Origin of the sequence: Dietzia timorensis, from assembly GCF_001659785.1 — a bacterium.
GTDB lineage: Bacteria > Actinomycetota > Actinomycetes > Mycobacteriales > Mycobacteriaceae > Dietzia > Dietzia timorensis.
Genome location: NZ_CP015961.1, coordinates 3,239,535 through 3,258,605 on the forward strand (window position 1 = coordinate 3,239,535; position 19,071 = coordinate 3,258,605).

General features: G+C 65.3%; 21 protein-coding genes. 15 read left to right on the forward strand and 6 right to left on the reverse strand.

Going from position 1 to position 19,071, the window contains the following annotated elements; genetic code table 11:
* Positions 1-255: 255 nt before the first annotated feature.
* The gene (locus tag BJL86_RS17305; RefSeq protein WP_197487630.1) at positions 256-396 is read right to left on the reverse strand and encodes a hypothetical protein; all 141 of its coding nucleotides are present in this window, start codon (positions 394-396) and stop codon (positions 256-258) included.
* Between the two features lie 305 nt (positions 397-701).
* Between BJL86_RS17305 and BJL86_RS14960 the strand changes: the two genes are divergently transcribed.
* A complete protein-coding gene (locus tag BJL86_RS14960; RefSeq protein ID WP_067476729.1) occupies positions 702-1,298 on the forward strand; it encodes a TetR/AcrR family transcriptional regulator in 597 nt (198 codons plus the stop codon).
* 122 nt (positions 1,299-1,420) lie between these two features.
* Here the strand turns inward: BJL86_RS14960 and BJL86_RS14965 are convergent, their stop codons facing one another.
* The 3 genes from BJL86_RS14965 to BJL86_RS14975 all read right to left on the reverse strand — a co-directional run bounded on the left by BJL86_RS14965 (position 1,421) and on the right by BJL86_RS14975 (position 5,850).
* Positions 1,421-3,997, reverse strand: a complete 2,577-nt coding sequence (locus tag BJL86_RS14965) for an ABC transporter permease (protein ID WP_067476732.1) — start codon at positions 3,995-3,997, stop codon at positions 1,421-1,423.
* A gap of 3 nt (positions 3,998-4,000) precedes the next feature.
* On the reverse strand, positions 4,001-4,771 hold the full coding sequence (locus BJL86_RS14970; RefSeq protein WP_067476734.1) for an ABC transporter ATP-binding protein: 771 nt from the start codon (positions 4,769-4,771) through the stop codon (positions 4,001-4,003).
* 110 nt (positions 4,772-4,881) lie between these two features.
* Positions 4,882-5,850, reverse strand: a complete 969-nt coding sequence (locus tag BJL86_RS14975; protein WP_067476749.1) for a pseudouridine synthase — start codon at positions 5,848-5,850, stop codon at positions 4,882-4,884.
* Positions 5,851-6,001: 151 nt separating this feature from the next.
* On the opposite strand from BJL86_RS14975, the gene BJL86_RS14980 reads away from it, so the two are divergent.
* From BJL86_RS14980 to BJL86_RS17455, 7 genes are all read left to right on the forward strand, one after another.
* Entirely contained in the window at positions 6,002-6,142 is a 141-nt protein-coding gene (locus tag BJL86_RS14980; protein ID WP_197487631.1) for a hypothetical protein, read from the forward strand.
* Between the two features lie 71 nt (positions 6,143-6,213).
* On the forward strand, positions 6,214-7,119 hold the full coding sequence (locus tag BJL86_RS14985; RefSeq protein ID WP_067476738.1) for a universal stress protein: 906 nt from the start codon (positions 6,214-6,216) through the stop codon (positions 7,117-7,119).
* Between the two features lie 20 nt (positions 7,120-7,139).
* Positions 7,140-7,436, forward strand: a complete 297-nt coding sequence (locus tag BJL86_RS14990; protein ID WP_067476752.1) for a GNAT family N-acetyltransferase — start codon at positions 7,140-7,142, stop codon at positions 7,434-7,436.
* A gap of 241 nt (positions 7,437-7,677) precedes the next feature.
* Positions 7,678-7,944 carry an antitoxin gene (locus BJL86_RS17860; RefSeq protein ID WP_075845074.1) on the forward strand — a complete coding sequence of 89 codons (267 nt, stop codon included), beginning with the start codon at positions 7,678-7,680 and terminating at the stop codon, positions 7,942-7,944.
* A 106-nt stretch (positions 7,945-8,050) separates the two neighbouring features.
* Positions 8,051-8,641, forward strand: a complete 591-nt coding sequence (locus BJL86_RS15000) for a TetR/AcrR family transcriptional regulator (RefSeq protein WP_067474079.1) — start codon at positions 8,051-8,053, stop codon at positions 8,639-8,641.
* Positions 8,641-9,438: a class E sortase gene (locus tag BJL86_RS15005; RefSeq protein ID WP_231887187.1), complete on the forward strand. Its 798-nt coding sequence runs from the start codon at positions 8,641-8,643 to the stop codon at positions 9,436-9,438. Before BJL86_RS15000 ends, BJL86_RS15005 begins: the two co-directional genes overlap by 1 nt.
* Positions 9,439-9,594: a hypothetical protein gene (locus BJL86_RS17455; protein ID WP_197487568.1), complete on the forward strand. Its 156-nt coding sequence runs from the start codon at positions 9,439-9,441 to the stop codon at positions 9,592-9,594.
* A 13-nt stretch (positions 9,595-9,607) separates the two neighbouring features.
* On the opposite strand, the gene BJL86_RS15010 is transcribed toward BJL86_RS17455, so the two are convergent.
* Positions 9,608-10,192, reverse strand: a complete 585-nt coding sequence (locus tag BJL86_RS15010; RefSeq protein ID WP_067474082.1) for a DUF2020 domain-containing protein — start codon at positions 10,190-10,192, stop codon at positions 9,608-9,610.
* Between the two features lie 55 nt (positions 10,193-10,247).
* Here BJL86_RS15010 and BJL86_RS15015 point away from each other — a divergent pair, with 55 nt between their 5' ends.
* The 7 genes from BJL86_RS15015 to BJL86_RS15045 all read left to right on the forward strand — a co-directional run bounded on the left by BJL86_RS15015 (position 10,248) and on the right by BJL86_RS15045 (position 18,429).
* Positions 10,248-11,294, forward strand: coding sequence for a hypothetical protein (locus BJL86_RS15015; RefSeq protein ID WP_067474085.1), 1,047 nt, complete (start codon positions 10,248-10,250; stop codon positions 11,292-11,294).
* A 599-nt stretch (positions 11,295-11,893) separates the two neighbouring features.
* Positions 11,894-12,850 carry a L,D-transpeptidase gene (locus BJL86_RS15020; RefSeq protein WP_067474088.1) on the forward strand — a complete coding sequence of 319 codons (957 nt, stop codon included), beginning with the start codon at positions 11,894-11,896 and terminating at the stop codon, positions 12,848-12,850.
* Between the two features lie 19 nt (positions 12,851-12,869).
* Positions 12,870-13,799 (forward strand): L,D-transpeptidase, encoded by a 930-nt coding sequence (locus BJL86_RS15025; protein ID WP_067474091.1) that lies wholly within the window; start codon positions 12,870-12,872, stop codon positions 13,797-13,799.
* Between the two features lie 376 nt (positions 13,800-14,175).
* Positions 14,176-15,012 (forward strand): carbohydrate ABC transporter permease, encoded by an 837-nt coding sequence (locus BJL86_RS15030; protein ID WP_067474129.1) that lies wholly within the window; start codon positions 14,176-14,178, stop codon positions 15,010-15,012.
* Between the two features lie 44 nt (positions 15,013-15,056).
* Entirely contained in the window at positions 15,057-15,845 is a 789-nt protein-coding gene (locus BJL86_RS15035; RefSeq protein WP_082908472.1) for a carbohydrate ABC transporter permease, read from the forward strand.
* 69 nt (positions 15,846-15,914) lie between these two features.
* Positions 15,915-17,237 carry an ABC transporter substrate-binding protein gene (locus BJL86_RS15040; protein WP_067474097.1) on the forward strand — a complete coding sequence of 441 codons (1,323 nt, stop codon included), beginning with the start codon at positions 15,915-15,917 and terminating at the stop codon, positions 17,235-17,237.
* A 94-nt stretch (positions 17,238-17,331) separates the two neighbouring features.
* Positions 17,332-18,429, forward strand: coding sequence for an ABC transporter ATP-binding protein (locus BJL86_RS15045; protein ID WP_067474101.1), 1,098 nt, complete (start codon positions 17,332-17,334; stop codon positions 18,427-18,429).
* 96 nt (positions 18,430-18,525) lie between these two features.
* On the opposite strand, the gene BJL86_RS15050 is transcribed toward BJL86_RS15045, so the two are convergent.
* Positions 18,526-19,050 (reverse strand): MarR family winged helix-turn-helix transcriptional regulator, encoded by a 525-nt coding sequence (locus tag BJL86_RS15050; protein ID WP_067474104.1) that lies wholly within the window; start codon positions 19,048-19,050, stop codon positions 18,526-18,528.
* Between the last annotated feature and the right edge of the window lie 21 nt (positions 19,051-19,071).

The following is a 19,071-nucleotide window of genomic DNA, read 5'->3' on the forward strand; positions in this document are numbered from 1 at the left end:
ACCGCTGGTCACCGATGGCGCGACGCGAAATTCTTCGCCCGGACAAAGCCCCAGCACAGCGTCGCATCCCGACGCGTCGCACGACTGTCCGCACCAATTCGGCTGCGAAAATGCACAAACGCCGCCGGATCACCCCCGCGATATCTCATCGCGAAAGTTCTACCGACGGCGAAAATGGTGTCTGCGCGGGCGCCCCAGGCGGAGCGAACCCGACGCGAGGGCGGGGCCCGGCGAGGCCCCCGTTATGCCAGTGCCCTAGATGGCGGCTGCGTTGACGGCCTCGGGCGCGCTCGGGCGCGGAACGGACAGCGTCGAACCGGTGGCGCTCCACACGAGAGTCCAGAAGATGTCGACGACGGGCTGCATGGCCTGGAGGAACATGTCGTTGGAGTTCATCAGTGATTCCCTTTCAATTGGCGTCAACCGAACTTTTTGACGCGCGACTTGCTCAGTATGTCGCATTTAGACGCCAAGTTGTTACTCGAATGTGACATTGCTTCCGACAACTTATCCTCGAACACATGCCGATGCAGGCGATTTGGACAAAAACTATGAAGCAAATCACTACTAAACCGTAAAACCGTCACACGCGGTGCGCAGTCACTCTAGTCTTTCCCCAAGGAGCTAACCCGCATTCCGCGTGCCCACACCGGCAGCCCGGCCCCGCGCTGCGCCCGCCGGCACGCCCAGAGGAGGACTTCATGGAAGACCGCCGGATTTTGATCGCCGACACCGCCATTGCGGTGATTGCCGATGTCGGCGTCCGCGGGCTCACCCACCGCGCAGTCGACGCCGCTGCGAACCTCGCGACGGGTTCCACGTCGTATTACGCGCGGTCGAAGGCGCAGCTCGTCTCGCTCACCGTCGAGCGACTCGCATCGCTTCTGCGCGGCTACACCGAGCACACGGCCCTAGCCTCGGCATCCCCGAATGACGGCGGAGAGCTGGTCAAGACCCTGCGAGACTGGCTCGAGGGGCTCTACGCCGACTATCAAGGCGAGCTGCGTTCGCGCGCCGCGCTGATCCTCGAACTCGAGCAATCCGAGGGAGCGGACGCGGACCTCCTGCGCGAGGCGCTTGTCTCCGCGGAGGATCTCGCCGGACCGCTCAAGTCCGCGGGCATCGATTCCGACACCGGGCCCGCCCTTCTGGCGGCTCTCGAGGGCTGCCTGTGGGAGCACTCGGCTGGCCGCCAGCTCGGGGCCACCAAGAGCGGAACAGATGCCTTCCTACTCGAGTCCGTTCTGTCCTCGCACCACCATTCCGGTGGCCGCGGGCTCTTCGGCCTCCGCCGCTAGCACCCCACTCCCGCGGCGCCCCGCGCCGGCACCCGACAGACGTAGAGCAGTCCGCCCACCGGTGTTCCGGTGGGCGGACTGCGTGTTTCCATTACCCTCGACGAATGTCGAACGGCGTGTGGTCAGCCCTCGGCGATGGCCTCCAACGGCGAGGTCTTCGCCGCGCGGTAGGCGGGCCACAATGCGGCGACGACGCCGACGACCGCGGCCGCGATGAGGACGACCGCTATCGTTCCCCAGGGAATCGCGACACGGGAGATCCCCTCACCCGACAGCGAGGACACGAACGCCCAGCCGATATAGGTGCCCATCACCGCACCGATGAGTGCGCCGAAGATGGCGATCTGAGTCGACTCGAGGGTGATTGCGGTGCGCACCTGCCGTCTCTGGGTGCCGATGGCCCGCAGCATGCCGAGCTCGGTCTTTCGCTCGATGACCGACAGCGCCAGCGTGTTGACGATGCCGAGCACCGCGATGATCAGCGCGAGGCCGAGCAGCGCGTAGATCATGTTGAGTAGCTGGTCGATGAGCCCGGCCTGTTGCTCGACCATCTCATCCATCGTCTGCACGATGGCCACCGGGTTGTCCGACACCGCATCGATGAGAGTGTCCTGCAGCGCACCGACGTCTTCGCCCTCGGCGGCGTCGATGAAGATCATCTGGATCGACTGCTGCTGCACGGGAACCACTCGCGAGAAAGCCTCCGTGCCCAGTACTAGCCCCTGCATCGTGTCGGTGTTCTCGTAGATGCCGGTCAGCGGGATCGTGATGAGATTGCCCTGTGCGTCGTGCATCGGGATCTCATCACCCACGGACCAGCCTTGGGTGGTCGCCATCGTCTCGTTGACGACGGCCGAACCGGGTTCGGGCTGGACTTCGCCTTCCACCGCCGACGCATCAATCGCGGTATCGATCGGCCCTTCGACCCCGGCGATGAAGGACGGGGTCCCGTCCTCCCCGATCGCCGAACCGTAGCTCAGCGCGGTCGCCGCTCCCACACCTTCGACGTCGTCGACGTCGGCGTAGATCTCCTTGGGCAGCGCCATGGGCATCCCACTCTCGGCGCCCGCGCCCTGCACGACGAGGTCCGCGTTGATGCCATTGCTGAAGGCGTCGTCGATGCTCGCCTTCGTCGAGGAGCCGAAAGTACCGAAGGTCGCCACGAGCGCGAGACCGAGCGTGAGGGAGAAGGCGGTGGCCGCCGTCCGCCACGAGTTGCGGCCCGAGTTCGTCGAGGCGAGCTTGCCAATCGCACCGAACGGCGCGCCGATGATGCGCCCGATCCCGCCGGCGATGATCGTCGCGAGCAACGGCATGACGAGGAAGGTGCAGATGACGATGAGGAGTCCGCCGAGCCCCACGAGCGAGGCGCCGACCACGGTCTCGTCCTGTCTGGAGCCGAAGAAGGCGAGCACCACGCCGATGAGCAGACCCAGTCCGCCAACGACGCCGGAGAGGATCGTCATGACCTTGCTGTTCGCCGACGTCAACCCCGAACGCATGGCCGCGACCGGCGGGACCTTGCCCGCGCGCCATGCGGGTACGAGAGCGGAGAGCACGGTGATGACGATGCCGACGATCAGCGGCACGTAGACCGCGGCGGCGGTGAACTCGAGACCGGAGGAGGGCAGCCCAAGGTCGAGGGCCTCGAGGAGCGCGAACAAGCCGAAGGCCAGCGCGAAGCCGGCGGCGACGCCGAGCACCGAGCCGATGACGCCGGTGACGAGCGCTTCGACGATGACCGATCGGATCACCTGCCCCTTGGATGCGCCGATCGCGCGGAGCAGAGCGAGCTCGCGTAGGCGCTGTGCGACGAGCATCGAGAACGTGTTGAAGATGATGAATGTGCCCACCAGGAGGGCGATCCCGCCGAAGGCGAGGAAGAAGTAGTTGAGGAACGAAAAGCCCTCGGCGAGCATGTCGGTCTGTTCCTGCGCCCAGTCGGCCCCCGAGGTCACCTCCTGCCCGGGCAGCGCCTGCGCGATGCGTTCGGTGAGTGTGTTCTGGTCGACCGAACCGTCGCCCGCCACGCGGATCGCCGGAACGAATTCGCCGTCGGAGAAGAGCTGCCCGGCCTGCTCGGGCGAGAAGAAGATGCCGACGAAGCCACCGACATTGCCCTCGCGCTCGTAGGTGCCGACGAGTGCTGCGTCGACGGTGCCCTGGGTGGGGCTGTACGCCTGCACCGGGCCGCCGACGGTGAACCCGAGCTTGTCCACGATCTCGGAGTCGAGCGCGATCTCACCGGGAGCTTCCGGCGCGCGCCCGTCGACTAGCGAGTAGTCGTCGCCGATCACTCGGCCGGGATCGTGCCAGGCCTCTCCCATCGTGGGCGCGCCACCGGTCTGATAGGCCGTGCCGTCCGGCTTGAGCAGCACGAGGGTGCCATTGAAGTCGGGCTGGACATACCCGACGCCGTCAACCTGCTCAATCTTCTCGACCTCGCTGAGCGGCACGCCGGAGGCATTGGATTCGGCCGGTTCGACGATGGTGTCGAGCCCCTCGGCCTGCGAGCCGAGGATGTTGTCGAACGAGCTCTGCAGCGTCGAGGTGAAGGTAAAGGAGCCCGAGATGAACGCGGTGCCGAGGACGACCGCGAGGACCGACAACACCATTCGGAGTTTGTGTGCGGAGATATTTCGCGTGGCGACGGTCCGCATGCCTTTCGGCGTCGCCTTCGATTTCGTGGTCGAGGCCATGGTTTAGATCTCCTCCAGCGCACGCATCGCGTCGAGGATGGCGTCGGACGTCGGCGAGGCGAGTTCGTGGCGAAGCTTGCCGTCCGCAAGGAACAGCACGCGATCGGCGTAGGAGGCCGCGCGAGGGTCGTGGGTGACGATTACGACGGTCTGCGAATAATCATCCACCGCCGAGCGCAGGATCGAGAGCACCTCGGCCGAGCTGTTCGAGTCGAGGTTGCCGGTCGGCTCGTCCCCGAAGAGGATGCGAGGGCGGCCGACGAGCGCGCGGGCACAGGCGACGCGCTGCTGCTGCCCACCGGACATTTCCGCCGGGCGGTGGTCGAGACGTCCGGCGAGGCCGAGTCGGTCGATCACTTGGTCGAACCACTGCTGGTCGACCTTGCGGCCGGCGATGCCGGCGGGCAGCGTGATGTTCTCGCGCGCCGTCAGGGTCGGGACGAGATTGAAGCTCTGGAACACGAAGCCGATCTCGTCGCGACGGATCTCGGTGAGCTTCTTGTCCTTCATGCCGGTCAGCTCGGTCTCGCCGATGCGCACCGAGCCCGCCGACGGGCGGTCGAGGCCCGCCAGGCAATGCATGAGAGTGGATTTTCCGGACCCGGAGGGCCCCATGATCGCCGTGAACTGTCCGCTCGAGAAATCGACGCTGATGCCGTCGAGCGCGCGGACCTCGGTATCGCCTGTGCCGTATACCTTGTACAGTTCTCGGGCGCTGGCGGCCGGGGTTCCGCCGGCGCCGGCCTGCGTCTTTTCGGAAAGGGAATGGCTCATCTTCTGGTCCTTGGTGGTTCGTCGTGTCGAACCGGCGCACGGTCGAGGCCGGAAATGGTGACAGAAGTCATTCTTGCGCCCGGCCGCGCCCGACACATCGGGGTCAACCCCTAAATCTCCCCTGAGACCGTCCCTACCCAGATCTCAGCTTCGGTGGCCCAGCGACCGGTCCAGGCACTCAATCGGCGTGCGGAGGTGAAGCGCATGCGCTGCCCGCCGACCGGGTGCGAGCACTCCAGGCCCGCTGCGAGTAGCTGCAGCGGGGCGGAGAAATCCTCGTGCTCTACGCCTCGTATACAGGGGTAGAGGTCGTCGCCGACGATGGGCATTCCGAGGGCGTGCAGGTGGATGCGCAGCTGGTGTGTCTGCCCCGTGGTCGGCTCGAGCAGCCACAGCCCGAGCCGCCCCTCCGGCCCCTCGGCCTCGGAGAGTAAGCGCCCACGGGTGTGCGCGTTGGGCTCACCCGCGACTTCGGCCCCCTGCAGGATCCCGTGTTGTTTGAAGATCCGCGATCGCCTCTCGAAAGCGCGCGGAGCACCCTCCGGAAGCTTGGTAACAGCCAAATACCGCTTGTTGACGGCGCGCCGCTGGAATTGCCCCGCCAGCGCGCCGCGCACGCGCGGATGCACAGCCATGACCACGAGACCCGCCGTGCCGCGGTCCAGGCGATGCGCCGGCACGAGCTCGTCCTCCCCGGTCGCCACGCGCGCCCACACGAGCGCCGTCTGCCGGATGTGCCCGGCGCGAGGGGTGGTCGCGAGGAAATGCGGTTTGTCGACGACGACCATATCCCCATCTCGGTAGACCACCTCCAGCGTTCCGGGTACCTCGGGTTCCGGGGGAGGCGCGAGGTGCAACCACACGTCCTCCCCCTTGACCGGACGCGCGTATTCACCGACCGGATTTCCGTGGCGATCGACGACCTCGCCCGCTGCGAGTCCGCGACGGATCTCCTCGGCGCGTTCAGGGAACGCACGGATGAGCTCGGTCTCGATCGCGTCCCGCGCCGGCGGATCGGGCAGCCGAAACCGGACCGCGTCGATCCCGGCACGCGGCGGCAGAGGCTTCGGTCGGGGCATGCCGACCATGCTAAACCGCCACTCACAGCTCCCGAGAAACTTAAACGTTCATTTGCCCCATCTCTTAAATTGGGTATCGTCTGTAACGCAGTTACGGGCGCCGGTCTCGGTGCTCCGACCCGCTATTTCCAGCTATTTCAAGGAGTCTCTCGTGGACGGAATCATCCAGTTCTTCCTCACCGGTCCCGGCCAGGCGGTACTGCCGCTGATCCAGGGCAGCTTCAATCTCGCCTACCCCTCGAACGAGGGATTCCCGGAGGGCGTCGGCCAGGTCGCAGGCATCGCGGCGTAGCGGTAGGCGGGGCGCTGCGCCGATCCCGAAAATCGGCTCTCCGACGTCATAAACGGGAGTAAGCTCGGGGTATGAGTACATACCAAGGTGCTGCAGTTGTTGGTGTCGATGGTTCGGACGTGTCCAAGGGGGCCGTGGCGTACGCCGCGAAGACCGCCGCGGGCAGGGGGATCAAGCTCCACGTGGTGATGGCCTATTCGATCCCTTCGACCATGTTCGCGGAGGGCATGGCCCCGCCGCAGCAGCTCGTGGACCATTTCGAGAAGGAAGCCGAACCGGCCGTGCAGGAAGCGATGCAGATCGCCCGCGACGCCGCTCCCGAACTCGAGATCACCGGCGCCGTCGCAGAGGGCAACCCGGCGCAGCTCTTCATCGAATACTCACGCGAGGCGAAGATGATCGTGCTCGGCTCCCGTGGGCTCGGCGCACTCAAGGGCGTCGTACTCGGCTCCGTGTCCGCGCACGTCGCGACCAACGCGTTCTGCCCGGTCATCGTGACGAAGGCCGACACCGTCGCCAACATCAACGAGTCCGGCCCGGTCGTAGTCGGCGTCGACGGCTCGGACAACTCGATCCGCGCCACCGAATGGGCGTTTTCCGCAGCAAAGGCGCGGGGCACCTCCGTTCTCGCGGTCCACACCTGGATGGACCCGGAGGTCCAGGCCGCTGCCGCGGGAGTGATCCTCTCCGAGGACGACCTCGAACGACTCTCGGGCGAGCAGCGCACAATGCTCGACGACGCCCTCGGGAACCTGCGCGAGCAGTACCCGGATGTCGAGGTGGAAACCCTCGTCACCGAGGATCGCGCGACCCGCGTGCTCGTGGAGAAATCGCGCGATGCCCAACTCGTGGTCGTCGGCTCCCACGGCCGCGGCACGTTCACCGGCATGCTGCTCGGCTCGACCAGTCGCTCGCTACTCCAGGCCTCGTATTGCCCGGTCATGGTCGTGCGCCCGCAGGCGTGCTCGAGTGAGTAGGCTGGATTTCTATGTCGGATATGCCAGAACAGACCGCGGAACGCATCGAGGTGCAGCGCAACGACGAGGCGGGCCGCTACGAGATCACGGTCGATGGGGACGTGGCCGGCTTCGCCGACTTTCACGATGACGGCGGAGTACGGATCATGCCCCACACGGTCATCGATCCCGCGTACGGAGGACGTGGCCTCGGCGGAACGCTCGTGCGCTTCGCGCTCGACGACACCCGCGCGGCCGGTTTCACGGTCGCCCCGCACTGTTCGTTCGTCGATGCATTCATGACGAAGAACCCCGAGTACGCCGACCTGCGGGCATAGATCCAGTCACAGATAGCTGAGAAAAAGAATTTCGCTCTCGTCGATTCCGGGGCCCGAGGCGCCCTTCCGGAAGACTGCAAGTGTGCAGGTCGAGCGGGGAATTATCGCCGCTACACGCTCGCCCCGAAGGCATCTGAAGTCCGACGTCAGACTGCCTTTCCCTGCAGGAACCGGTGAGCTTCGTTAGGGTCGATTTTGTCAGGCGTAAACAACAACGCTATATCGATGGAGGATAGACACCATGGGCATTTTCGATAAGGCCAAGGACTTCGTTCAGGGCAACCCCGACAAGGTCAACGACGCCGTCAACAAGGCCGGCGACGCAATCAACGACAAGACCGGTGGCAAGTACTCCGACAAGATCGATGCCGCCAAGGAAAAGGTCGACGGCGCGCTCGGCGACAAGGGCGGAGACCAGGGCGGCCAGCCGCAGGGCGGCGAGCCGGGCCAGGGCGGCGAGCCGGGCCAGGGCGGCCAGCCGGGCCAGGGTGGCCAGCCGGGTCAGTAATTCCCCGCACGCCCGCGCCACTGCGCTCGGGCCGCGAATCGGCGGTGGGACACGCTAGGTGATCCCATCGCCGATTCTTTTTGCGCCGAAGCGATAATCTGGTCCCGTGAGTTCCCAAGGTGCCGTAAAAGCCAGCCCGCGCGAGCGGCTGCTCTCCACTGCCACGGAGCTGTTCACCACCCAGGGGATCCGCGCGGTGGGGATCGACCGGATTCTCAAGGACTCTCGTGTCGCCAAGGCGTCGCTCTACAATTCCTACGGCTCCAAGGATGCGCTCGTCGTCGCCTACCTCGAGCACATGCACACTGCGGACGAGGAGGCCTGGTCCAAGCGCACGGCGCCGATGGACAGGCCGCGCGACCGCATCCTTGCGTTCTTCGATCTCGTCCTCGCTTCCGGGTCGATCCCCATGGGTTCGCCGTTCATCGCCGCGGCCCTCGAATTCCCGGAGCCCACCACCGCCGGCGAGCGCGCGATCCGCGCCGCCGTCGATACGCACCGTCAATGGGTGCTCGACACGATCACCGAGCAGCTGCGGCTCATGGGCCTGCAGGATCCGGACAACATCGAGGAGATGGCGCTGCGACTGGTCGTGCTGCTCGATGGCGCGGTGACGGCCGCGCGCATGCTCGACCGCGTGTCGTCGACGATGACCGCGCGCGCCATGGCCGAAATGACCCTCCGATTGGTCGACTAGTGCACCCAGGTCGCCGCCTGGTCCTCGTCGGCGAGGTGCTCATCACGCTCGGCGTCGTGCTCGCCGGTTACGTGTTCTACCAGGTCGTCTGGACAAACCGCGCCTCGGCAACGCTGCAGTCCGCCGCCTCCGAGCGGCTGGAGGAGGCGTGGCGAGCACCCGAGAATCCGCGCGCGGTCTCCCTCGCCGATGACGGCGACGAGCCCGTGCCCTTCGTGCGTATCCGGATACCGGAGTTCGGCGGCGATTTCGACTACGCCGTCGTCTCCGGTGTCACCGACGCCGATCTCGACGCCGGGCCGGGCCACTATCCGGAGTCCCAGGGGCCCGGCGAGGCCGGGAACTTCGCGCTCGCCGGGCACAGGGTCGGACGCGGGGCACCGTTCAATGCCCTCGGCCGGCTCGCCGTGTGCGACGCGATCATCATCGAGACCGCCGACACCTGGCTCGACTACCGCGTACTCCCCACCATCGGCGGGGAGTTCGGCGACGCACCGGACCCTGCCGCCGCGAAGGATGCCGCGTCCGCGTGCATGCCCCGCGACATCATCGACCGCCTGAGCACCGAGTACGTGAACGTGCCCGGCCGGCAGATCGTCGCCCCCTCGCACACCGATGTCCTCGACCCGATCCCCGGCCGCGAGGCAACGCAGGAATCGCGACAGCTGCCGCTGCTCACGCTGACCACCTGCCACCCGCAGTTCTCCGCCGCCGAGCGCCTCATCGTCCATGCGGTGCTGGTGGACACCACAGACAAGTCTGACGGCGGACCTCCGCCCGCGCTGGAGGGCAGGTAGATGTACGGCTGGCTGTGGCGGCACATTCCGGGTCCGACTCCCATGCGCGTGCTCGTGGTTCTCGCCACCGTTGTCGCGCTGTTCTTCCTGCTGATGGAGGTCGTCTACCCGCTCGTCGAGCAGGCGATGCCGTTCTCCGACGTCTCGGTGAGCTGAGCAGCGCGAGCGCCTACAGGCGCGGAATCACGGTATCGGCGACGGACTGCACGGCCTCCGAACGTCCCTGCGTCGCCTGCACGGTGAAGACCTGATCCTCGCGGTACACCGCGAGCGTCGCCCCGGCTTCCGAGGCGTTCTTCCCGCCGGTCCAACCGCCCTCGACGTCGGCGCGTTCGGTCGAGTCCGGGGGCACGACCTCGTCCACGAGGCGCACCGCCTCGTCCGCGGATTCGACGGTCTCGACCGACACCATGAGCGACACCGCCCCGTCTTGCGTGCCGAAGAAGCACGCCGGCGGATCGTAGGCAGGGTCGATCTGAGTCTTGTCGACCATCTCCCCTGTGAGCTCCGCGGCTTCCTCCGCCGACAGGTAGGGACAGTCCGCATCCTCGGTGGGCGCCGGCTGGCGAAACCCCTCTTCCGAATCCGGAGCCTCCGGAGCCGCGGTAACGATCTCGCCGTACTCGGCATCGTCGGAGGCCTGCGAATCGGCACCTCCGCCGTCATTACAACCGGCGAGCAGCGCGCCTGCGACGAGAGCCACCGAGGCAACTGCGAATGAGCGGGCGGGGCGATGTCCCGAGTGGATACGCATGCGGCCAGCCTATCGGTTGGACCCGGGCGGGAGGGGGCGCGGTAGGATCGTGCGCATGACAGAATCGCCCTCCGCTCGCCGCGTGCCGCCCCTCGCGCGTCTCGGAGCGGCATTCGCCCTGGTCCCGGCGCTGGCGTTGGGTGCATGTGCACCGCGCACGGACAGCGGTTCGCCCCAGGAACCGGTGGAGAACACGAGGCTCACGTCGATCGAGCCGGCGCCGGTCGCCGACTCCGAACTCGCCCCGACCGATCGCGGCCCCCTGCCCAACGTGTGCGACGAGGTCGCGTTGTCGGTCGCGGAGGTTTCGCAGATCACGGGACTGTCCCTCCCCTCCTCGGAGCCGGCACCGCCCGGAGGACGTCCCGAGATGTGCGCCTATGGCAGCTCGTGGGACGACCCGGCCTCGCTGTTCCTGTCGCTCGAGGGCAATAAGGACGCACCGAGCACGTCGGCGACCACTTCGGCCACCGCGACGTCCACGGCCGCGGATGGCGGCGACTCCGATGCCGGCACGGAGGAGTCCGACGAAGAGGACGATCGGCTGACAGCCGAAAACTCCGTGTTCGTCTCGGCGCGAGAGTTACACGACGACGACTCCCCCGAAGAGCTACTCGAGTCCATTCCCGAGATCGCCGGACCCATATACGAGTGCGCACTCGACACCCATGACGTCGCACTTCCCGAACTCGACACCTCCGGATACGCATCGCTCGAGACCTCCGGTGAAGGCGACGGCGTATCGGCCCTGGGGCCAGTGAGCGGATACGGGATGGCGACGGAATTCGGCGACGCAACGAGCACCCAATCCACGGCGTCGACAACAGCGACCTCGTCAGCGCGCCCGTCCCGCGGGGCCGGCGCAGCGGGCGAGAGAGCCCGCGAGGACCGGGAGTCCGAGGAAACCGTGGACCTGGAGATCCTGCGCTGCGATAACGACCCCACCGGTCATGTGCCGCACGTTCAGGCGTTCTTCGTCACCGATTCTCAACTCTGGCAGGTCAGTATGACCGTGTCGGACGAGGATGCGGACGATCTGACTACTGATCAAGAAGCAGAGGGCCTGTTCGCGCTCGCCGCGTACATTTCCGAAAACGTGTGACCACCTAGGTGTGCCGACCGCGCACCGGAAGCAGCTCGAGAAAGCGTTGCCGCAGGTATGCGCGCGGCGGACCCATTCGGGACAAATCTAGTATCTGAAAATAACAATTTCCTCTTGATTTAGTTTTGCTTGTTCTATAACCTCGAGCGCAGCACGTTAGCTCCGCTGCATCCCCCTTGTGGCGTCGAGCGATGGATCGAGCGGCTCCCCCCGCCTTCTCGCTCCGCACGTGCCCCGAATGCTGGCCACCCCCCTCGTGGCCAGCATTCACTTATTTCCCCAGGAAACGCTTCTCGCGTCACGTCGGGTCGACTGATCTACGCAAGCCGCGGCCCCGAATTGCCTCGCGCGATAACCACGGGCGTTGACTCGGCGTCAACACCCGGCCCGTCATTTGCGCCGCTTACGCACACCCGGGGCGATCCGTGGGCGAATCTTCATCTCTTCCGCACGCGCATGTATCGACTCGGCACTGGCATTTCCGGCGCACACCGTGCATTATTGTTACTAAAGTGACGAATGTGATTATTGAGGCTTGTGTTCCGCATAGGTTTCGTTCAGTTCGACCCTCGGCCCCCAGCAATTCATCTAGGAGTGCGATGCTTCGCCGTCCCCTATTCGCGCGCGCAACGACCTCGGCGACCCTGGTTGCCGCCGTTCTTTCCTCGGTGGCGCTTGCGCCTATCGCAGGAGCGCAGAGCACGGCCCAACTCCCCGGTTTCAACGCCGGTTCGCTCGAGTCGACCCCGGTGAGCCTGCCCGGCATCGAGTCCGCACCCCTGCCCACCCCGCAGGTTGCAGGGCTCGACCTGCCGATTTTCACGGTGCCGATCGTCGCGCCCGCTCGCCCCGCGCCTGAATACGGCAAGGTGGGCATCTTCCCGACCGACGGCGAGACCGTTGGCGTTGCACAGCCGGTGATGTTCACCTTCGACAAGCCGATCACCGACCGCGCGAAGGCGGAGGCGACGCTCGGGGTGCGGACCGCCCCGGCGATCGCCGGGAAGTTCTACTGGATCAGTGACACCGAGGTGCGCTGGCGGCCCCTCGAGTTCTACCCACCGAACACCACCGTCACCGTCTACGCGGGAGGGCGCCAGCAGTCCTTCAGAACTGGCGACGCCGTCGTCACCACCTATGACGACAACACCAAGATGATGACGACCACCCGCAATGGTGAAGTGGTTCGAGAGATGCGCGCATCAGCGGGCCAACCGCAGTACGCTACTCACAACGGCACGTACTACACGGGGTGGCGTGCGCGCGAGGTGCAGATGGATTCCTCCACGTGGGGGCTCGCGCGCGATGCAGGCGGCTACGACGTGGCGGTCAACGACGGCGTCCGCCTGTCCTACGACGGCATTTTCGTCCATTCCGCACCGTGGTCCGTTGCCGACCAAGGCGTGCGAAACGTCTCTCATGGCTGCATCAATCTGAGCCCCGAGGATGCGCGCTGGTTCTACGAAAACACCCGCAATGGCGATCCCGTGATCGTCAAGAACACGCTAGGCCGTCAGCTCGGCTCTTTTGATGGTCAAGGCGACTGGAATTACTAGTTACCCATCAAGGAGTTCAATGTCCTCGCGTTCCGGCTTCCTGCGCCGCGCCATCCTCCTGGTCGCGGTGTCCGCCCTCGGACTCGGCCTCGCACCTGCCGCATCAGCACAACTGCAGGTGCCCGACCCCGCCACGGCCTCCGCCGAGATGAACCTACCCTCGGTCGAGACCGCCCCCGTCCCGGGAGCGGGAATCCTTCCGTTCGTGCCCACGTACCCGGTTCTCGGCCCGACACGACCGGTGCCCAATTACGGGAATGTGGGTGTGTTCCCGTCGGAGAACGAGGTTGTCGGCGTCGCTTCGCCGATCCATTTCTTCTTCGACCGCCCCATCACCGATCGCCGACTCGCCGAGCAGACCATTGGCATTCGCACCGAACCCAACGTGGCGGGCAAGTTCTACTGGATCAACGACCGAGAGCTGCGGTGGCGTCCATTGAACTTCTGGCCGGAGCGCTCGGCGGTAACGGTATGGGCCGCCGGTCGCCAGCACACTTTCCGCACCGGCGATGCCCTCATCGCCACCTACGACGACCACACCAAGAAGGTCACCGTAACGCGGAGCGGACAGGTCGTGCGCGAAATGCGCGCCTCATCCGGCGAAGCTCCCCGCTGGTCGACGTACAACGGTATCTACTACACGGGCCAGCGCGGCCGGGCGGTGCGCATGAACTCCGCGCTCTTCGGCCTGCGCGTCGAGGACGGGGGCTACGACTCGATCGTCAACGACGCCGTGCGCCTGTCCTACGACGGCATCTACATCCATTCCGCCCCGTGGTCGATCGCGGATCAGGGCGTCCGTAACGCGACCCATGGCTGCATCAACGTCAGCCCGGAGGACGCGGCCTGGTACTACAACAATTCGAAGAACGGCGACCCTTTCATCGTGAAGAACTCCGTGGGGCGCCAGTTCGGGGCGTTCGACGGCCAGGGCGACTGGAACTACTAGGACGGGGCGCATCGCCGGCAGCCACTACGCCCTACCCAGACACAGAAAGAGCCTCACCCCACAGCGCGGGGTAAGGCTCTTTCTATATTTTTTACTGGGAAATTCGGTAATTCTGGCAGCTACATAAGGATACGTCCATGTAAAAGTTCAGCTGTTCGTAACCCTTTTGCAATCGCGGAGTTTCCCGAACTGCCCTCGCTGGTCACTCGCATGGACTTCGATAGGAATCGTGAAGTCAGGTTCAACCGAGGACGCTCCCGCGGCGGGCGCCGAGGCGGATTCGACGGCGCCGGGTACAACCCGTCGCCGGCGCAGCAGAAAAGCAGGACGTACCCAGGAGTATTTACTCTTCGCCGCGCTCGTCCTCCCCAACCTCGTGCTGTTGGGCATCTTCACCTATCGTCCCCTGCTGGATAACATCCGGCTGTCGTTCTTCAGTTGGAACATCTCGTCCCCGAACCCACCCAAGTTCGTCGGGTTCGACAACTACACCGAATGGTTCGATGGGCTCGTCAACGGTGGGCATTCGTGGACGGTCGTATCCAACACGATCATCTTCACCGCAACGACCGTTATCGGCTCGATGGTGCTCGGGCTCGCGCTCGCGATGCTCCTCGACCAGCAGATCAAGGGGCGCGGCCTCGTGCGGTCCGCGGTGTTCGCCCCCTATGTCATCGCCGGCGCCGCGATCGGCATCGCCTTCCAGTTCATCTTCGATCCCCGATTCGGGCTGATCTCGGGAATGCTCGGGTCCCTCGGTATCAAGTCCCCGGACTTCTACCAGGATCCGAACTGGGCGCTTTTCATGGTGACGATGACGTTCTTGTGGAAAAACCTCGGCTACGCCTTCGTCATCTATCTTGCTGCGTTGCAGGCCAAGCCTGCCGAGCTCTATGAGGCCGCCGAGATCGACCGGGCGAGTGGCTGGACGGTGTTTCGTAGGGTCACACTGCCGATGCTGCGGCCCACGACGTTCTTTCTGTCGATCACGGTGATGCTCAATTCGCTGCAGGTCTTCGACATCATCTACGTGATGACCCGCGGCGGACCGCAGGGCAACGGCACGACGACGATGGTGTTCCAGGTGTACCAGGAGACCTTCGTCAACTACCGCGCCGGCTACGGCGCCACCGTGGCCACGATCATGTTCCTCATCTTGCTGGTCATCACCGTGCTGCAGGTGCGCTCGATGGATCGGGGGAATACGAAGTGAAGAAGAAGACCTCCCTCGGCGGGAAGATCCTCGGCTACGGCGCCATGGTTCTCACCCTGCTCATCGTCGGGATTCCTCTGTACTGGGTGCTGTCGAACTCCTTCAAGACGCCCGATCAGGTGTTCCGCGTTCCGCCTCTGTGGTGGCCGGAATCGTTCACGGCCAGCAACTACCCGAGGGTGTTCTCCGAGTCGCCATTCGGGCAGTACATGCTCAACTCGGTCATCATCACCTCGATCCTCGCGGCGATCAAGATCGTGCTCGGTGTGATCAGCGCCTACGCCTTCGCCTACCTGCGGTTCCCCGGCAGAGGCGCGGTGTTCATGCTCGTACTGGCCGCGCTGATGGTGCCGAACCAGATCACCGTGATCTCGAACTATGCGCTCGTGTCCCAGCTCGGCTGGATCAACACATTTCAGGGCATCATCATCCCGCTGGCCGGCGTCGCCTTCGGCACGTTCCTCATGAGGAACCACTTCATGTCTTTGCCCTACGAGATCATCGAGGCAGCTCGCATGGACGGCGCGAGCCACATGCGCCTGCTGTTCCGCATCATCTTGCCGATGAGCTGGCCAACCCTCGTCGCTTTCGCGCTCATCACGGTGGTCAACGAGTGGAACGAATACCTGTGGCCCTTCCTCGTCGCTTCCGATGATTCGGTCGCGCCGATCCAGGTGGGGCTGACGCGCCTGGTCAACACAGATTCCGGCTTCACGGATTGGCCGCTGGTGATGGCGGCCACCGTCCTCACCGTCATCCCGATCCTCGTGGTCTTCCTGTTCCTCCAGCGATACATGATCAAGGGATTGACTTCCGGCGCCGTCAAGGGCTGAGCGCGCCACTCGAGAATTTCCCGTCCGACCGATCCAGATCCGCCAGGTTTCACCCGAAAGGAATCACACATGAGTCAGTTCACTCGACGCTCGTTCATCGGCCTCGTGGGCGCTACGGGGGCCGCAGTCGGCCTGTCTGCATGCGCCGGATCCGGAGGCGGCGGTAATGGCGGCGGGGGAGGCGAAGAGGGCGACGCGAACCGCGTCATCTTCTGGTCCAACCACCCCGGCACCTCGAAGGATCTCGAACTCGAGATCATCGAGGCATACAAGGAGGTAGCACCGGACATCACCGTCGAGCTCATCGACGCGGGCAAAGACTACGAAGAGGTCGCCCAGAAGTTCAATGCGGCTCTGTCCGGCGGCGGCCTCCCCGACGTGATCGTCGGCTCCGACGTCAACTGGTTCAACTTCGCCCTCAACGGGCAGTTCGCAAAAGTCAACGAGCTGTGGGACGCCGCCGAGGAGTTCGACAAGGACGACTACGTCGAGTCGCTGCTCGGCGACTACGAGCTCGACGGCGACAATTATGGCATCCCGTTCGCCCGCTCGACCGTGATCTTCTACTACAACAAGGAACTGTGGGAGCAGGCCGGTCTTCCCGACCGCGGCCCCGAAACCTGGGACGAGTTCGCCGAATGGGCACCGCGCCTGCGTGATGTGCTCGAAGGCGACGCGCGTCCGATCGCGATGTACAACGGCGCGAACTACCTCGACTGGACGATCCAGAACCTGCTGTGGGAGAACGACGGCGGCTTCTCCGAGGAATGGGATCTCACCTTCACCAAGCCCGAGACGATCTCCGGCCTCGAATACCTCGTCAAGCTCAACGACGACGACCACCTCATCCTCTCCGACGACTCGATCGTCGAGTTCTCGGCGGGAATCGCCGCCTGCGCAGTGGCGTCGACCGGCTCGATCTCCTCTGTCAAGGAGCAGGCGGGCTTCGAGTGGGGCACCGCGTTCCTGCCGGGTGCCGCGGAGAATGACTCCTGCCCGACCGGCGGTGCCGGCGTCGCTATCCCTGCCGGCATCTCCGACGAGCGCAAGGCCAACGCGATGAACTTCATCGCGTTCCTCACCAACCCCGAGAACACCGCGAAGTTCGCGCAGGGCACGGGCTACATGCCGGTGCGCAAGTCCGCGACCGAGTCGGCGGAAGTCAAGGCGTACCTGGAAGAGACTCCACAGGCCAAGACCGCTATCGACCAGCTTCCGCACACCCGCCCACAGGACTACGCGCGCGTATTCGTACCGAACCCGGGCACGCGCATCGGCGGAGCTCTCGACAAGATCCTTGCCGGCTCCGATATCACCTCGACGATGGAGGCGCTGCAGGACGAAACGCAGAACATCATCGACACCCAGATCGAGCCGTTGCTCGGTAATTGATCGACTCCCCGGGGTGCGCCCGCCCATCGCGGCCGCACCCCGGCGATAGCTTGATCCCGTTCGCTTCCCAGCCCGTGAAGAAGGATTTCGCCCCATGGCTTCCGTCACCTACGACAAGGCCTCACGCCTGTTCCCGAAGGCCGATCGCCCGGCCGTCGATTCCCTCGATCTGCACGTTGATGACGGCGAGTTCCTCGTCCTCGTCGGCCCGTCGGGATGCGGGAAGTCGACGAGTCTGCGGATGCTCGCCGGTCTGGAGGAAGTCACCTCGGGCAGCATCCACATCGGCGGCGAGGATGTCACCGGAATCCAGGCGCGCGACCGCGACGTCGCGATGGTATTCCAGAGCTATGCCCTCTACCCGACCATGACGGTCGAGGAGAACATGGGCTTCGCACTGCGCAACATGGGCACGTCCAAGAAGGACACCAAATCACTCGTCCTCGAGGCCGCACGAATCCTGCAGCTGGAGGAATACCTCGGCCGTAAGCCGGGCCAGCTCTCCGGCGGCCAGCGCCAGCGCGTGGCGATGGGTCGAGCGATCGTGCGCCGACCTCAGGTCTTCTGCATGGATGAGCCGCTTTCCAATCTCGACGCGAAGCTGCGCGTGTCGACGCGTTCGGAGATCGCCGGGCTGCAGCGCCGCCTGGGCATCACGACCGTCTACGTCACCCACGACCAGACCGAGGCGATGACGATGGGCCACCGAGTCGCGGTGCTCAAGGACGGACTCCTCCAACAGGTCGCGACGCCGCGGGAAATGTACGACGCCCCGGTCAACACGTTCGTCGCCGGGTTCATCGGCACACCCGGCATGAACCTCATCACCGTGCCCGTGGATTCGGCGGGCGATCCCACCTTCGGCGGGGAACCGGTCCGACCCTCGTTCAACGTCGGCGCCCGCAAGGAGGTCGTGCTCGGCGTGCGACCGGAGTCCCTGCAGATCGTCGGACGCGACGCCCCGGGGCTCGATATCAAGGTCACCCTCGTCGAGGAGCTCGGCCTCGAGGTCTTCGTCCACGGCCAGGCCACCGACGGCACCGCCACCCTCGAGGGCAAGGACCTCGTCGTGCGCACCGTCCGCTCCAAAGCCCCTTCGCTGGATGACGTCGTACGTATCGCTCCCCTCGAAGAGCACGGCTCGCGGCTGTTCTTCGACGCCCAATCCGGCGAGCGCATCGTCAAGAACTAGGCTGCCCACCGCACACCGGGAGCCCGCCACATAGCGAAATCGGGTGCGCCCCAGCGGGGACGCACCCGATTCGTCGTCGGATGGGTGGGGCCCGGTCTAGACTTCCAGCCCCGAATCGAAATCGGCGCTCGATCCGGGCACCGATGCGCCGGAGAGCTTAGGCTCGTCGCCGGCATCGGCGAAGGCGTCGAGCGCCTCTACAAGTGCGTCGACGCGGTCGGTGGGCATGTTCGCCACGACCTCCGCGATGAGCGCGCGGCGACGATCGGTGACCTCCTGGACGACCTGCTGCCCCTTCTCGGTGACCCGAAGGGCCAGGCCGCGCGTTCCGCTGCCCGCGCGGGTCCGCTCGACGAGGAACGCCGACTCGAGGCGGTCGACCATGCGGGTCACAGAACTCGGGGCGACGTCCAGCTCCTCGGCGAGCTGGGTCTGGTTGTTGGCGGAACCACGGGAAATCACCAACAGCGCCCGGAACTGGGCGAAGGTGATCGGCGACGAGGCTTCGTCGAGGCTACGAGCCGAGAGCGCCACGAGTAGACGCGAGGCGCGCAGGAACGAATCGATGAGATCCGAGTTCGTGTCCACCTCGGCGGAGTCCGGTCTGATTTGGGTTTCCATTGTGTTCCACCATCCTTTGTT

Bases quoted from the DNA above. Each gene is read 5' to 3' on its own strand.
- BJL86_RS15020 (WP_067474088.1), top strand. From the start codon at position 11,894: ATGCTTCGCCGTCCCCTATTCGCGCGCGCAACGACCTCGGCGACCCTG.
- BJL86_RS15010 (WP_067474082.1), bottom strand. From the start codon at position 10,192: ATGCGTATCCACTCGGGACATCGCCCCGCCCGCTCATTCGCAGTTGCC.
- BJL86_RS15045 (WP_067474101.1), top strand. From the start codon at position 17,332: ATGGCTTCCGTCACCTACGACAAGGCCTCACGCCTGTTCCCGAAGGCC.
- BJL86_RS14960 (WP_067476729.1), top strand. From the start codon at position 702: ATGGAAGACCGCCGGATTTTGATCGCCGACACCGCCATTGCGGTGATT.
- BJL86_RS14970 (WP_067476734.1), bottom strand. From the start codon at position 4,771: ATGAGCCATTCCCTTTCCGAAAAGACGCAGGCCGGCGCCGGCGGAACC.
- BJL86_RS15050 (WP_067474104.1), bottom strand. From the start codon at position 19,050: ATGGAAACCCAAATCAGACCGGACTCCGCCGAGGTGGACACGAACTCG.
- BJL86_RS17305 (WP_197487630.1), bottom strand. From the start codon at position 396: ATGAACTCCAACGACATGTTCCTCCAGGCCATGCAGCCCGTCGTCGAC.
- BJL86_RS17860 (WP_075845074.1), top strand. From the start codon at position 7,678: ATGGGCATTTTCGATAAGGCCAAGGACTTCGTTCAGGGCAACCCCGAC.
- BJL86_RS15035 (WP_082908472.1), top strand. From the start codon at position 15,057: ATGGTTCTCACCCTGCTCATCGTCGGGATTCCTCTGTACTGGGTGCTG.
- BJL86_RS14965 (WP_067476732.1), bottom strand. From the start codon at position 3,997: ATGGCCTCGACCACGAAATCGAAGGCGACGCCGAAAGGCATGCGGACC.
- BJL86_RS15040 (WP_067474097.1), top strand. From the start codon at position 15,915: ATGAGTCAGTTCACTCGACGCTCGTTCATCGGCCTCGTGGGCGCTACG.
- BJL86_RS14985 (WP_067476738.1), top strand. From the start codon at position 6,214: ATGAGTACATACCAAGGTGCTGCAGTTGTTGGTGTCGATGGTTCGGAC.
- BJL86_RS14990 (WP_067476752.1), top strand. From the start codon at position 7,140: ATGCCAGAACAGACCGCGGAACGCATCGAGGTGCAGCGCAACGACGAG.
- BJL86_RS15025 (WP_067474091.1), top strand. From the start codon at position 12,870: ATGTCCTCGCGTTCCGGCTTCCTGCGCCGCGCCATCCTCCTGGTCGCG.
- BJL86_RS17455 (WP_197487568.1), top strand. From the start codon at position 9,439: ATGTACGGCTGGCTGTGGCGGCACATTCCGGGTCCGACTCCCATGCGC.
- BJL86_RS14975 (WP_067476749.1), bottom strand. From the start codon at position 5,850: ATGCCCCGACCGAAGCCTCTGCCGCCGCGTGCCGGGATCGACGCGGTC.
- BJL86_RS15015 (WP_067474085.1), top strand. From the start codon at position 10,248: ATGACAGAATCGCCCTCCGCTCGCCGCGTGCCGCCCCTCGCGCGTCTC.